Origin of the sequence: Streptomyces sp. ISL-43, from assembly GCF_018614195.1 — a bacterium.
Lineage (GTDB): Bacteria > Actinomycetota > Actinomycetes > Streptomycetales > Streptomycetaceae > Streptomyces.
This window is the reverse complement of record NZ_JAGGOT010000091.1, coordinates 16542-29297: the sequence shown is the minus strand read 5'-3', so window position 1 is coordinate 29297 and position 12756 is coordinate 16542. Positions and strand designations below refer to the sequence as shown.

Below are 12756 nucleotides of genomic sequence, written 5' to 3'. Positions count from 1 at the left end.
TCCGTCCCCCTGCAGGGGTCCTCGTACGGGGACCGCACCAACCACCCCTCCACCAGGAAAGAGGCACGCACATGGCTGACACCGCCGATCAGAAGAAGTCCACCCACCGGCGCCGGGTACGGCTGCTGCCGCCCCCCGTGTGGTGGCCGCTGCCCGCCGCCGCGCTGCTGGGGCTGGCCGCCGGCGGGGCGTACGGGGTGCTCAAGGCACCCGAGTACGCCGCCACCAGCTACGTCGTCGCGGTACCCGACGACACCACCGAGCCGGCCACCGCGCTGGGCTTCGCCCAGGCCTACGCCCGTATCGCCACCAGCAGCTCCACCCTCGCGTACGCCCAGCCCCGCGCGGGCGTCGGCGTACAGCAGCTGCGCACGCAGGTCCGCGCCGAGACCTCCCCCGAGTCCCCGATGATCGCCATCACCGGGACCGCGAAGAGCGCGGGCGAGGCCGCCGACATCGCGAACGCGGTCGCCGACGCCCTGTCGCTGAGCAGCAACCAGGCCGCCAAGAACACCGGCGTGCAGCTGCTCCTGTTCAACCAGGCCGTCGCACCCTCGGACCCCGCCTCGGCCTCGCCCAAGCTCAGCGGGGCCGTCGGCCTGTGCGCCGGCGGGCTGCTGGGCGGGCTGTGGATGCTGGCCCGGCCCGCGCGGCGCAAGAACGAGGGCGAGGGCGGCGGCGAGGACTCCGGCACCGTCGTCGTCGGCGAGTTCGCCTCGCTCCCCGCGCAGGGCGACCACAGCGAGACCAAGGAGAAGGAGTCCGTGCGATGACGTCGGGCTCCGCCGGGGCTGCCCTGTCGGTCACGCTGTGCCGCGACCCCCGGCAGTTCGCCGCGCTGGAGGAGCCGTGGAACCGGCTCGTCCGCGACTGTCCCACCGCCACCCCGTTCCAGAGCCACGCGTGGCTGCACTCCTGGTGGCTGTCCTACGGCAAGGAAGGCCGGCTGCGGATCGTCCTCGTGCGGCGCGGGGAGGAACTGGTCGGCGCCGCCGCGCTGATGCTCGTACACCGGCCGCTGCCGCTGCTCGTACCGCTCGGCGGGGGCATCACCGACTACTTCGACGTCCTGGTCGCGGCCGACCACGCCGCAGCGGTCGTCCCGGCGCTGGCCCGCGGCCTGCACCGGGCCGCCCGGGGCGCGGTCGTCGACCTGCGCGAGGTACGGCCCGGCGCCGCCGCCGAGGCGGTGTACGCGGCGTGGCCCGGGATCGGCAGCAAGCTGACCGACTCCACCTGCATGGAGCTGCCCGTCCTGCCGTTCGACGAGCTGGTCAAGCGGATGCCGGCCTCGGGCGGGCAGCGGGTGCGGGCCAAGCTCCGCAAGACCGACGCGGCCGGGATCGAGGAGCACGAGGTCACCGAGCAGGAAGTGCCGCGGGCGGTACGGACGCTGCTGCGGCTGCACGAGAAGCAGTGGCGCGGCCGCGGGGTGACCCCCGAGCACCTCAAGCCGCGCTTCGCAGAGCACCTGACGCGGGCCACCCGGCGGATGGTGCGGGCCGGGGAGGGGCGGCTGGCCGAGTTCCGGCTCGACGGGAAGGTGGTGGCCGCCAACCTCACGCTGCTGTCGGGCGCGCTCAGCGGCGGCTACCTCTACGGGGCCGACCCGGACCTGCGCGACCGCAAGGTCGACGTGGCGACACTGCTGCTGCGCTACGAGACCAGCCGCGCGCTCGCCGAAGGCCGCCCGGTGGTGAGCTTCCTGCGCGGCAACGAACCGTACAAGAACCACTGGCGGCCCGAGACGGTCGTCAACCAGCGGTTCCTGCTGGCCAGGAGCGCGCTCGCGCCCCTGCTGCGACTGCACGAGTCGCAGGTGACGGGGCGCGAGCGGGCGGTGGACGTACTGCGGGAGGCGTTGCCGGCCGCCAGGGACTGGCGGGCGCGGCTCAACGAACTGCGGGTCCGATGACCCGACCGCCCCGTCTAGAAGGGCCAGAAGCCGGAGTCCATGCCCCAGTCGATCTTGATGCAGACCGCCTGCTTGCCGACCAGCGTGGAGAGCCACTCGCCGAAGTTGAGCGGCACGCACCACTCGATGCTGTTGACGGGCGCCGGGGTCGGCTTGGGCGGCGGGGACGGCTCGGGCTTCGGCACGACCGGCGACGGTTCCGGGGACGGGACCACCGGGTCGGGCTTGGGAACCAGGGGACTCGGGCTCGGGCTCGCCGGGACCTCCGGGACGACCGGGCTGACCTCGGGGGCCGGGACCAGCGGGCTCGGCTCGACGGGGAGCGGGGCCTCGGGGCTCGGCACCAGCGGGCTGGGGCTCGGGACGACCGGGTCCGGGTCCGGGGCCTCCGGGCTGGGGACGGAGGGTGTCGGGACGTCGGGGCTCGGGACTTCCGGGCTCGGGACTTCCGGGCTCGGGACCAGCGGGCTCGGTGTGACGACCGGCGGCGGCGTGACGACCGGCGTCGGGATCTCCGGTGTGGGGATCTGCGGGGTCGGGACCACCGGCGTGGGCACCACCGGCGTGGGCACCACGGGCGTCGGGATCACCGGAGTCGGGATCACCGGAGTCGGGATCACCGGGCCGGGCTTCTGCGGCGTCAGCGCGTCGCGGAAGACCCTCGCCGACTCCGGGTTCTGCTTGCACTGCCACACGCCGTGCGGGCAGTAGTCGGTGATGGTGTGGTAGAGCGGCTTCTGCTGCTCGATCCACTTCAGCATGCGCCGCACGTACTCCGGGTTGTCCCCGTTGCGGAACAGGCCCCACTCCGGGTACGAGATCTCCTTGCCGTGTGCCTTCGCGAAGTCGACGTGCTGCTGGAGCCCGTACGGCTGGGAGATCTGGTCGTCGAAGGTCCGGCCGGGAGCCTGGTCGTACGAATCCATCCCGACGATGTCGACCACGTCGTCGCCCGGGTAGCACTTGGTCCAGCCGATCGCGTCCGTGCCGCGGTTCGGCGTGAAATCGAACTTGAACTCCTGGCCGGGGACGGAGCGCATCGTGTTGACGACGCGCCTCCAGTACACCTTCCAGTTCTCCGGGTCGGGCCCGCAGCGGTGGGTGTACGTGACGCCGTTCATCTCCCAGCCGAGCACGATCACCGTGTCCGGGACGCCCAGTGCCACGAGTCGCTCGGCGAGCTTCTTGAAGTGCCCGTCGTACTCGCCGTCCGCGCCCGCCCGGATGAGCCGGGCCACCTGGTAGTCGGGGACGCGGGCCTCGTTGCGCTCCTGCATGGGCACGTTGAGGACGAACAGCCGGTCGTCCCGCTCCTGGCGCCATTCGGCCCAGTCCTGCAGGAAGTCGACCTTGCCCTCGATGCCGGCCCACTGGTCACCCGGCAGATAGGTGTGCCCGACCCGGATCTCCTTGCCGCCCAGCCAGCGCGACAGGAACGGGATCCGGGCCACTCCCCGCGGCCCGTAGTCGAGATAGGCGCCCACGGCGATGTCGGCGGCCTCCTCCTCAGGGGCCGCGAGGGCGGCGCCGGTGGCGAGCAGTCCGGCCGTCACCGTGCCGATGCAGGTGCTCGCCAGTCGGCGGCGTGGTCTGGGCATGGCGTCTCCCGAGCTTTCCTGAATCGGTGTGCTTACCAAAGACGTTAGACATCAGATCTGACGAATGGCCTGTCCGGGGATCTCCTCCTAGGCCATTCGCAGGTGCGCACACTCCTTGCTTGGTCCGACTAGGTGAAAGACACCGCTTCCATGTACGCGCATCCCAGCCAAGTGCCCGCAGTTCTGCTCAGACTCGATCGGAATCCGTTCCACCACGGAACCCTCGGCGCCGTCAGATCCCTTGGGCGGGAGGGCGTGGAGGTCCATGCCGTCGTCGAGGCCGGGGGAGGTCCCATGGGGCGTTCGCGCTATTTGCGTGCCGTGCATCCCGGGCCGTCCGGCGGGCTCGACCCCGAGGCGCCCGAAGCGCTGCTGGAGTGCCTGACCGGGGTCTCCGAGCGGATCGGGCGCCCGGCGGTGCTCATCGCGATGGACGATCTGAGCGCGATCGCGGTGTCGCGGGTCGCGCCGATGCTGACGGACCGTTTCCGGATTCCCCATCAGCCCGACAACCTGCCCGCGCGGGTCGCGGACAAGGCCGAGCTGTCCCGGCTGTGCGCCCGGTGGGACGTCCCGCATCCGGAGACCGTGATCCCGGCGAGCGGGGCCGAGGCGGCGGAGGTCGCCTGGCGGCTGGGCCTGCCGGTGATCGCCAAGTGGAGCCGGCCGTGGCTGCTGCCTTCCGGCTCGGGCCTGCGCAGCACCACTCTGGTCCACGCGGCCACCGAAGCGCGGCGGCTGTACGAGCGCTCGGCGGAGGCGGGGAGCCGGCTGCTGCTCCAGCGGTTCCTGCCGGCCGGGCCGGACACCGACTGGTTCTTCCACGGAGCGTTCGCCCGGGGCGGTCACCCGCTGATCACCGGTTCGGGGCGCAAGGAGCTGTCCTGGCCGGTCCGGACGGGACTGACGGCGGTCGGGCGGTGGCTGCCGGACCCGGCGGTGGAGGAGGCCGGGCTGCGCCTCGCCGAACGGCTCGGCTACCAGGGGATCCTGGACCTGGACTTCCGCCGGGACGAGCGGGGCGTCTTCCGGCTGGTGGACTTCAACCCCCGGCCGGGGGCGCAGTTCCGGCTCTTCACGGACGCGGGCGGCCTGGACGTGGTCCGGGCGATGTACCTGGACCTGACGGGCCAACGGGTCCCGGAGCCGTCCGGCGGCCCGGGCCGGGTCTTCGTGGCGGAGAACTACGCCCTCCTCGCGGCGCTGCGCGGCGGATGGCGGCTTCGGCGGCGGTCCGCCGAGACCGCGCCGGCCGCGCCCACCGCCCCCACCGCCCCCACCGTGCCCCCGGCGCCTCGGGAGGCCGCCCGCCGGCAGGTCGGCGGCCCGGCGGCTGCAGGCCGGCCGGTGCTGCCGGCCGGACGCGGCGGCCCCGCCGGGGCCGCGCGGCCGGTCGTACCCGGGGGACGCAAGGCGGAAGCCGGGCCCGGGCCGGTGCGCGCCGAGGTCCCGGGGCCCGTACGGGTGGCACCGCGGGTGGAGCGGGGTCGCGTGGAGGCGGCCTGGTTCGCCGCCGACGACCCGCTGCCCTTCCTGGCGATGCTCGCCGCGTTCCTGGTCCGGGGAGCGGGGAAGGCCGGGCGGATGCTGCGCGGTGTCCCCGAACACGGCCGCCGCAGGGCGCGCGCGGTGGTCCGCGCCCCGCGCCAGCGCAGCCGCGACCTGCCCGCGGCGCCCGCCTCCCGGCCCGCCCCGCCGGAGGCGCCGGCCGAGCCGGACGAATTGGTGACCCGGTGAGCTCCTGACCCGGTGACGGGCCCGGGACGCGGGCGTTGGTGGACGAACCATGGGACTGGAAGGACAGCGTGACGCGGATGGACGATCTCGTGGTGGTCGGAGCGGGGCCGTACGGGCTCTCGATCGCCGCCCACGCGGCCGGTGCGGGACTCGGGGTACGGGTGCTCGGGCGGCCCATGGCCTCGTGGCGGGATCACATGCCCGACGGCATGTACCTGAAGTCGGAGCCGTGGTCCTCCAACCTGTCCGCGCCCGGCGGGCGGTACACGCTGGCCGAGTACTGCGCGGACCGCGGCATCGCCGCCGAACACGGAACTCCGCTGCCCATCGGGACGTTCAGCTCCTACGGGCTCTGGTTCGCCCGGCACGCCGCACCCCCCGTGGAGGAGGCGACCGTCACCGAAGTCACGCCGCAGGGCGAGGGATTCAGGATCCGCACAGCCGAGGGGCCACCCCTGCTCGCCCGGACCGTCGCGCTGGCCGTGGGCGTCATGCCGTTCGTCCGGTACCCCGACGCGCTTCGGGAGCTGCCCGCGGCCCACTACTCGCACAGCAGCGGCCACCGCGACCTGACCCGCTTCGCCGGCCGCGAGGTCGCCGTGCTCGGCGCCGGGCAGGCGGCCCTGGAGACCGCCGCCCTGCTCGCGGAGAACGGGGCCCGGCCCTGCCTCGTCGCCCGGCGCGCCCGGCTGAACTGGAACAGCGTGCCGCAGCCGCTGCGGCGGCCCCCGCTGCGGGCCCTGCGCGACCCGCACAGTGGCCTGGGTACCGGCTGGCGCAGCTGGGCCTGGTCGGAGCTGCCCTGGGCGGTGCGCCGGCTGCCCGCGCCGACTCGGGAGCGGATCGCGGCGACCGCGCTGGGCCCGGCCGGAGCCTGGTGGCTGCGGGAGCGCTTCGAGCGGCGGGTCCCGGTCCTGCTCGGGCACCGGCTGCACCGGGCGGCCGCGGCCGGTGAGCGGACCCGGCTCGGGCTGAGCACCGCCGCCGGGGAGTCCGTCGTACTGGACACCGCGCACGTGATCGCGGCGACCGGGTTCACCCCGGACCTGGCCCGGCTGGAGCTGCTCGACGCGGGGCTGCGGGCCGCGCTGGTCACCGTGGGAGAGGGCTCGACGCCGGAGCTGAGTTCCGGATTCGAGTCCTCGTGGCCCGGGCTGTTCTTCGCGGGGCTGTTGACGGCTCCCTCATTCGGCCCTTCCATGCGATTCGTACACGGCGCCGGCTTCACGGCGGGGAGACTGGTCTCAGGCGTCCGCAAGCGGCTGGGCGCCGCCGGCCCGCGGTCGGGTTCCCCCCGTGCGTCGCGGGCCGACCGGGCTCCGGCGGCCGGGCACAGAGCGTGAGAGGGGTCCGCGATGAGCGCTGAGCGAGCACAGGGCGGGCGCGGCTGGGTGAGGATTCCCGCCAGCCGTGCGGAACAGCCCGCCACGGCGAGGGCGGCGCCCGCGCATCCGAGCGCCCCGTACCCGCAGGACTCGTTCCCGCAGGGCTCGTTCCCGCAGGGCTCGTTCCCGCAGGCTCCGTACCCGCAGGCTCCGTACCCGCAGGACTCGTACCCGAACGCCCCGTACGACCCCTCGACGATCTACCTCTCGCTCGTCAAACGCTGGCGGGAGGCCGGTCGCACTCTTCCGGGGCATCCTGACGAGGAGTGGGAGCGGCTCATTTCCCAGCCGTGCTGGCCCGGCCGTTAGGTGGTGTGAGTCTCGTGGCAGCGGCGGAGCGACGCGACAAGAGGCCGGAGAGCCCCGCGAGCCCTCTCACCGGACCCGGTGAGCGGCTCGCGCTCAACGGCATGGGCAGCTTCGAGTGGGACCTCACCGCCGGGACGCTGGTGCTGGACGAGGCCGGGATGACGGTATTCGACCTGGATCCGGAAGGATTCGACCAGACCCCCGAGGGGCTGGGGCTGCGGATCCCGGCCGACGACAGCGCGCGGCTCGCGGACGCCGTCCTGGCGGCGCTGGAGGGCGGGCAGGAGACGTACGGCCAGTACTTCACGGTGCGGCGGCGCGACGGCCGCGACCAGTGGACGCACACCCAGGGCCGGGTGGTCCGGGACGGGGAGGGGCAGCCCGTACGGATCCTCGGCATCGTCCGGGACGCGACGGCCGAGCTCGCCCACCTCACGGTGCTGCGGAAGCTGGAGTCGGCGCGCGCCCAGCAGGCCACCATCGTCCAGCGGACCACCGAGGCCCTGTCGCGGGCGGTGACGGTCGACGACGTGACGGCCGCCCTGACGGGCGCGGGCGCGCTGGAGCGGCTCGGCGCGGAGGGCCTGGCCCTCGGCCTGGTCGAGGGCGGCACCATCAAGATCATCGCGCTGAGCGGGGAGTCCCTGGAGATACTCAGCGAGCGCAAGTTCACCCGGCTGGACGGCTCGCTGCCGCTGTCGCGTGCGGTGATCACCAGGAAGGCACGTTTCGTCACCTCGCTCGCCGAGCTCTCGGAGGAGTTCCCGCTCCTCTCCGACTACCTGAACCACATCCGCTATGACGCGGCCGCCTACCTGCCGCTGATCGCGCAGGCCAAGGCCATCGGCGGGCTCGTGCTGTTCTACCGGCGGCGCACCGAGTTCAGCCCCGAGGAGCAGAACCTGTGCCTCGGCCTGGCCGGCATCGTCGCCCAGTCGCTGCAGCGGGCGCTCCTCTTCGACCAGGAGCGGGAGTTCGCCACCGGCCTGCAGGCGATGATGCTGCCGCGCCGCATCCCCGAGATCACCGGCGGGGAGATCGCCGTGCGCTACCACTCCGCCTGGAGCGGGCGCGAGGTCGGCGGCGACTGGTACGACGTGATCGCGCTGCCCCGCGACCGCGTCGGCATCGTGGTGGGCGACGTACAGGGCCACGACACGCACGCGGCCGCCATCATGGGCCAGCTCCGCATCGCGCTGCGGGCGTACGCGGGCGAGGGACATTCGCCGTCGACCGTCCTGGCGCGCGCCTCGCGCTTCCTCGCCGAGCTGGACACCGAACGGTTCGCGACCTGCATGTACGCGCAAGTGGACCTGGAGACCGGCGGGGTACGGGCGGTCCGCGCGGGCCACCTCGGCCCGCTGATCCGGCACACGGACGGGCGAACGGGCTGGCCCAACGTGCGCGGCGGCCTGCCGCTCGGGCTGGCCACGCTCTTCGAGCGGGAGGAGTTCCCCGAGACCCGCCTCGACCTGGTCCCCGGGGAGACGCTCGTGCTGTGCACCGACGGCCTGGTGGAGGAGCCCGGCACCGCCATCACCCAGGGCATGGAGGCCCTCGCCCACGCGGTCCGCAGCGGCCCGCAGGAGGCCGGGGCGCTCGCCGACCACCTCTCCGACCGGCTGTGGGAGCGCTGGGGCTCCGGCGACGACGTGGCCCTGCTGGTCCTGCGCCGGGCCCCCGACCCGGGCACCCACCGGGCCCCGCGCATCCACCAGTACGTCCACCAGGCGGACCCCGAGGGGCTCTCGGAGGCCCGCTACGCCCTGCGGCAGGCGCTGCGCGACTGGGGCATGCCGGAGCTCGCCGACGACGTGGAGCTGGCGGCGGGAGAACTGCTGGTCAACGCCCTGCTGCACACGGACGGCGGGGCGGTGCTGACGATGGAGGTGCTGCCGGAGCCGGTCCGGCGGATCCGGCTCTGGGTCAAGGACCGCTCCAGCGTGTGGCCGCGCAGGCGCACCCCGGGGGAGTCGGCGACGACCGGGCGCGGCCTGCTGCTGGTGGACGCGCTGGCCACGCACTGGGGGGTGGAGTCCCGGGGCGACGGCAAGGCGGTGTGGTGCGAGTTCGACGCGGCGGGCAGCGCGGCACGGAACGCACCGTGACCGGTGCGTCACGTCGAGTTGTGGGACTCCCGGCACGGGGCGATGATGCGGCCATGAAACGGACTTCGCGGATTTCGCCGTGCGCCGCCTGAGCAAGCGTGCGGTGACGGGTGTCCTGGCGCTGCTGCTGTTCGCCGCCGGGGTGCCCAAGGCGGTGGACTGGACGACCGGGCGCCCCCACTCGGACCCGGGGTGCCGGACGGTGGCCTTCATGTCGATGACGGCCGTGGCACCCGAGTGCCGCTGACCGTGCTCCGGGTGCGGGTGCGGGTGCGGGTGCCGGCGTGCTGTCCGGCGCCGAGGCCCGGGCGGTGGCCGGCCCCGAGCGCCCGGTCCCGGTAGCGGCGGCTACCGGACGGGCGGGCGCGTGACACGGGACCGTTGTCGCTCAGCGCTCCCCGTGGACCTCGACGTCCTGCGTGTCCTGGGCGACGGTGTCCACCGACCGCGGCATCAGGTTCCCCGAGAGGTGAATCTCCTGGAGCTCCCCGGTGACCGTCGCGCGGCCCGGGTGCACGCCCGCGAGGAAGCCCGGCGCGTGGGCCACCCACCGGCGCTCCGTGCCGTCGCAGACGACCTCCTCCGCGCCGATGCTGAGGTGGGTGCCGTCCTGTACGACGGTCGCCTTGATCTGCATCGCCCCCATGGGTGACGCCTGCTCGCAGTGGTAGGTGCCGGAGAGGGTGACGGCGCCGTCCTCGGCGATGTGAGCGTCTTCATTCACGGAAATGCCTTGGTCGAAAACGGTGGCCCCGGCCGGGACGGTGAATACCGCGGTGGCGGCCAGTGCGGAGAGGATTGCCAGTGCCATTCGGCGGGCGGGCGTGCGCATTCTTCCTCCAGATGGATCCGGTTGGCGGGAACCGCCGGAACGCATTGTGCTGGCATATGGGGGGCAATGCGTTCCGTGCGCTCGTGTCGGTGTGTGCAATTGCCCGCTCGGGCGCGTGAGACTGGCCGGAATACGTCCCCGAAGATCCCCGAAGGGATCCCGCATGCGTCGCTCCGCACCCGCTTCCGCACTCGCCGCCGCCGTCGTCCTCCCGCTCCTGCTGTTCGGTGCCACGGCCTGTTCCGGCGCCCCTGAGGGGGCCGCGCTCGCCCCCGCCGCGGTGCCCGCCGTACCGGTGGACGACGGCGCGCCGGGCGCTGGGGACGATCCAGGGCCGGAGCGGGAGGGGGTGGGGCGGACGGCGTCGAAGGATGCCCATGTGGGTGACTCCGTACGGGTCAAGGGCCGGGAGTTCGGCCGCCACCTCCAGGTGGTCCTCAATGCCTACGTCGACCCCGCGGTCTCCGTGGAGAAGAACTTCGCCCCGGCGGCCGGCAAGCGCTGGGTGGCCGCCTCGATGTCGTTCGTCAACGTCGGCGGGGCCTCGTACGGGGCCCTCGGGCGCATGTGGGCGCTCGACGGCGCGGGGCAGCGCCACGCGGTGGTGCCCACCGGTGAGCTCACGACCGGCAAACCGCTCGTCTTCGATTCGCTCGCGGTCGGTGAGCGGGCCGAAGGATGGGTGGTGTTCGAAATTCCGGAAAACACCCGCATCGTGCGGCTCCAGTACCAGGACGCGAACATGCAGGCGAATTCCGGAGGTGGATTCTGGGCGGTCTAGCCCAGCTGGGTGAAACGCCGTCAAGGAGCCGGGGGTCGGACCACTAAGGTGCGGCGCATGACTTCTACCCAAGCCGAAATCGACCGCTCCAAGCTCGGTACCCTTTCGGTGCTCGCGTGGATCGGCGACCCCGAAGAGGCGCACGACATTCCCTACCTCCTCGCCTACATCCTCGGGGACGGCCCCGACGGACCGGCGGCGAGCGAGGCGGCGGCCCGCGGGCTGCTGGAGGAGATCGGGCTGCCCATCGGCGACGTGGTGATGGACGGCGTTCGCAACCCGGCCGCCTTCCCGGTGCAGATCCTCCTGGAGGGCAACCAGATCGCGCTGACCCTGCCGGGCATGAACGCGAAGTGCATCGCCCCGCCGGAGTGGGTCAAGGCGGCGGACGACAGCGGCCAGGCGTACTTCCTCTTCGCCACGCGCGCCTGGCCCGAGGCGGCCCCCGGCCTGCCCGTCGCGCCGGAGACGCTGCAGGCGTTCGCGGGCGACGAGTCGGTGCTCACCGGCAGCGCCCACGCCGTCCTCGCGGTGCGGCGCCTGCAGAAGTAGCGCCCGCGTCCGCGCCCCCCGTCCGCGTACAGGGGGCCCCGCGCCGGCCGCCGGGCTCCCAGCCTGCCCGGTGGCCGGTCCGCCTTCCGGCGCGGTCTTTCGGGACCGTGCCGGAAGACCGCGCCTGCGAGCCGTTCCGCGGCGCCGTCCTGCGGGCGGGCTACGCGGGCCGTTCGAAGGCGAAGCGCAGCGAGCGGACCCGGTTGTCGAAGCTGGACCCCGCGAGATCGGGCAGGCCGACCGCGCGCAGGCCGACCGGGCGGGTCAGCAGCTCGCGGAAGAGCGCCTTCATCTCCACCCGGGCCAGGTGCGCGCCCAGGCAGAAGTGCGGTCCGCCGCCGCCGAACCCTAGGTGGGGATTGGGGGAGCGGGTGATGTCGAAGGCGTCCGGGTCGGGGAAGAGCGCCTCGTCGCGGTTGGCGGAGGCGTAGTACAGCACCACCTTGTCGCCGGGGGTGAACAGGTGCCCGCCCAAGGTGTGTTCGGCGACGACCGTCCGGCGGAACTGGATGATCGGCGTGGAGTGGCGGATCATCTCGTCGACCGCCCCGTCCGCGTGCGCCTCGAAGTCCCCGAGCAGCAGGTCGCGTTGGTCGGGGTTGTCGGTGAGCAGGGTCAGGCCGTGCGTGATGGCGTTGCGGGTCGTCTCCACCCCCGCCACCATCAACAGGGAGAAGAAGGCGCCGAGTTGTCTGGCTCCGAGCGCCTGGCCGTCCACGTTCGCGCAGACCAGCGCCGAGATCAGGTCGTCGGTGGGGTTCTTGCGCCGCTCCCGTCCGATGCCCGCCACCATCCGCTGCATCCGGGCCAGGGCCCGCAGTCCGCGCCCGGGCATCCGCAGCCGGGCCGTCAGGCGCCGCTCCACGCCGATGTTCTCGGAGGCGTGGTTGACGCGGTCGGCGATCTCGGCGCGGTAGCGCTCCGGGATCCCCATCATGTTGCAGATGACCTCCAGGGGCAGCCGGGAGGCAACCGCCGAGACGAACTCGTCCGGCCGCTCCGCCAGTACGTCGTCCACGATGCGGGCCGCCACCGCGTGGATGTCCGCCTCCGCCGCCGCCAGCAGGCGGGGCGTGAAGGCCCGCTGCACGATCTTGCGCAGCTGGGCGTGGTCCGCCCCGTCCAGGTTGACCATCGAGTCCCCGAACAGCGCCCGCACCCACCCGGCCGGCTCGGGCGTGGTCACCCCGGGCGCGCTGGCGAACACCTTGGGGAGCCGGCTCGCCTCCTGCACGTCCGCGTGCCGTACGAGGGCCCAGTGCCCGGTCCCTTCGGGGACGAACACGGGGGAGTCGAGGGCCCGCAGGCGGGCGAACGCGGCCAGGCGGTGGGCGGGGGGCGCTTGCCAGAAGGCCGGGTCGGCGAGTTCCTTGCCGGGGTCGGCGCCCGTGCCGTGCCGTTGTGCCGGGAGTGTCATGGCCTGCCTCCAGTTGCGACGCGTCGTCCTGTGTTGGAGAACGGTGGGGGCGGCGCGGGAGTGACGGTTCGGCGCGGCGCCGTTGCCGGGGCTCCGCCCCGGACCCCGCGCCTCAAACGCCG

The 12756-nt window shown here is 73.6% G+C and carries 12 protein-coding genes; 9 read left to right on the top strand and 3 right to left on the bottom strand.

Going from position 1 to position 12756, the window contains the following annotated elements; genetic code table 11:
• Positions 1-71 precede the first annotated feature (71 nt).
• Both J7F03_RS37525 and J7F03_RS37520 read left to right on the top strand, forming a co-directional pair.
• On the top strand, positions 72-773 hold the full coding sequence (locus J7F03_RS37525) for a lipopolysaccharide biosynthesis protein (protein WP_214957570.1): 702 nt from the start codon (positions 72-74) through the stop codon (positions 771-773).
• On the top strand, positions 770-1915 hold the full coding sequence (locus J7F03_RS37520; RefSeq protein ID WP_214957569.1) for a GNAT family N-acetyltransferase: 1146 nt from the start codon (positions 770-772) through the stop codon (positions 1913-1915). The genes J7F03_RS37525 and J7F03_RS37520 overlap by 4 nt, the downstream gene beginning before the upstream one ends.
• Positions 1916-1929: 14 nt before the next feature.
• Here the strand turns inward: J7F03_RS37520 and J7F03_RS37515 are convergent, their stop codons facing one another.
• Positions 1930-3513, bottom strand: coding sequence for a glycoside hydrolase family 26 protein (locus J7F03_RS37515; RefSeq protein WP_214957568.1), 1584 nt, complete (start codon positions 3511-3513; stop codon positions 1930-1932).
• Between the two features lie 294 nt (positions 3514-3807).
• Here J7F03_RS37515 and J7F03_RS37510 point away from each other — a divergent pair, with 294 nt between their 5' ends.
• From J7F03_RS37510 to J7F03_RS37490, 5 genes are all read left to right on the top strand, one after another.
• Entirely contained in the window at positions 3808-5250 is a 1443-nt protein-coding gene (locus tag J7F03_RS37510; RefSeq protein WP_308380121.1) for an ATP-grasp domain-containing protein, read from the top strand.
• A gap of 77 nt (positions 5251-5327) precedes the next feature.
• Positions 5328-6593, top strand: coding sequence for an NAD(P)-binding domain-containing protein (locus J7F03_RS37505; protein WP_214957566.1), 1266 nt, complete (start codon positions 5328-5330; stop codon positions 6591-6593).
• 12 nt (positions 6594-6605) lie between these two features.
• Positions 6606-6944 (top strand): hypothetical protein, encoded by a 339-nt coding sequence (locus J7F03_RS37500; RefSeq protein WP_214957565.1) that lies wholly within the window; start codon positions 6606-6608, stop codon positions 6942-6944.
• 14 nt (positions 6945-6958) lie between these two features.
• On the top strand, positions 6959-9052 hold the full coding sequence (locus tag J7F03_RS37495; protein ID WP_214957636.1) for a SpoIIE family protein phosphatase: 2094 nt from the start codon (positions 6959-6961) through the stop codon (positions 9050-9052).
• Positions 9053-9131: 79 nt separating this feature from the next.
• Positions 9132-9299, top strand: coding sequence for a hypothetical protein (locus J7F03_RS37490; RefSeq protein WP_214957563.1), 168 nt, complete (start codon positions 9132-9134; stop codon positions 9297-9299).
• A gap of 141 nt (positions 9300-9440) precedes the next feature.
• Here the strand turns inward: J7F03_RS37490 and J7F03_RS37485 are convergent, their stop codons facing one another.
• Entirely contained in the window at positions 9441-9776 is a 336-nt protein-coding gene (locus tag J7F03_RS37485) for a DUF6299 family protein (protein ID WP_214957561.1), read from the bottom strand.
• A 271-nt stretch (positions 9777-10047) separates the two neighbouring features.
• On the opposite strand from J7F03_RS37485, the gene J7F03_RS37480 reads away from it, so the two are divergent.
• Together J7F03_RS37480 and J7F03_RS37475 are read left to right on the top strand one after the other, a co-directional pair.
• Positions 10048-10665 carry a DUF4352 domain-containing protein gene (locus tag J7F03_RS37480; RefSeq protein ID WP_214957559.1) on the top strand — a complete coding sequence of 206 codons (618 nt, stop codon included), beginning with the start codon at positions 10048-10050 and terminating at the stop codon, positions 10663-10665.
• A gap of 57 nt (positions 10666-10722) precedes the next feature.
• Positions 10723-11217, top strand: a complete 495-nt coding sequence (locus tag J7F03_RS37475) for a DUF5949 family protein (RefSeq protein WP_214957557.1) — start codon at positions 10723-10725, stop codon at positions 11215-11217.
• A 160-nt stretch (positions 11218-11377) separates the two neighbouring features.
• On the opposite strand, the gene J7F03_RS37470 is transcribed toward J7F03_RS37475, so the two are convergent.
• Positions 11378-12634, bottom strand: coding sequence for a cytochrome P450 (locus tag J7F03_RS37470; protein ID WP_214957554.1), 1257 nt, complete (start codon positions 12632-12634; stop codon positions 11378-11380).
• Between the last annotated feature and the right edge of the window lie 122 nt (positions 12635-12756).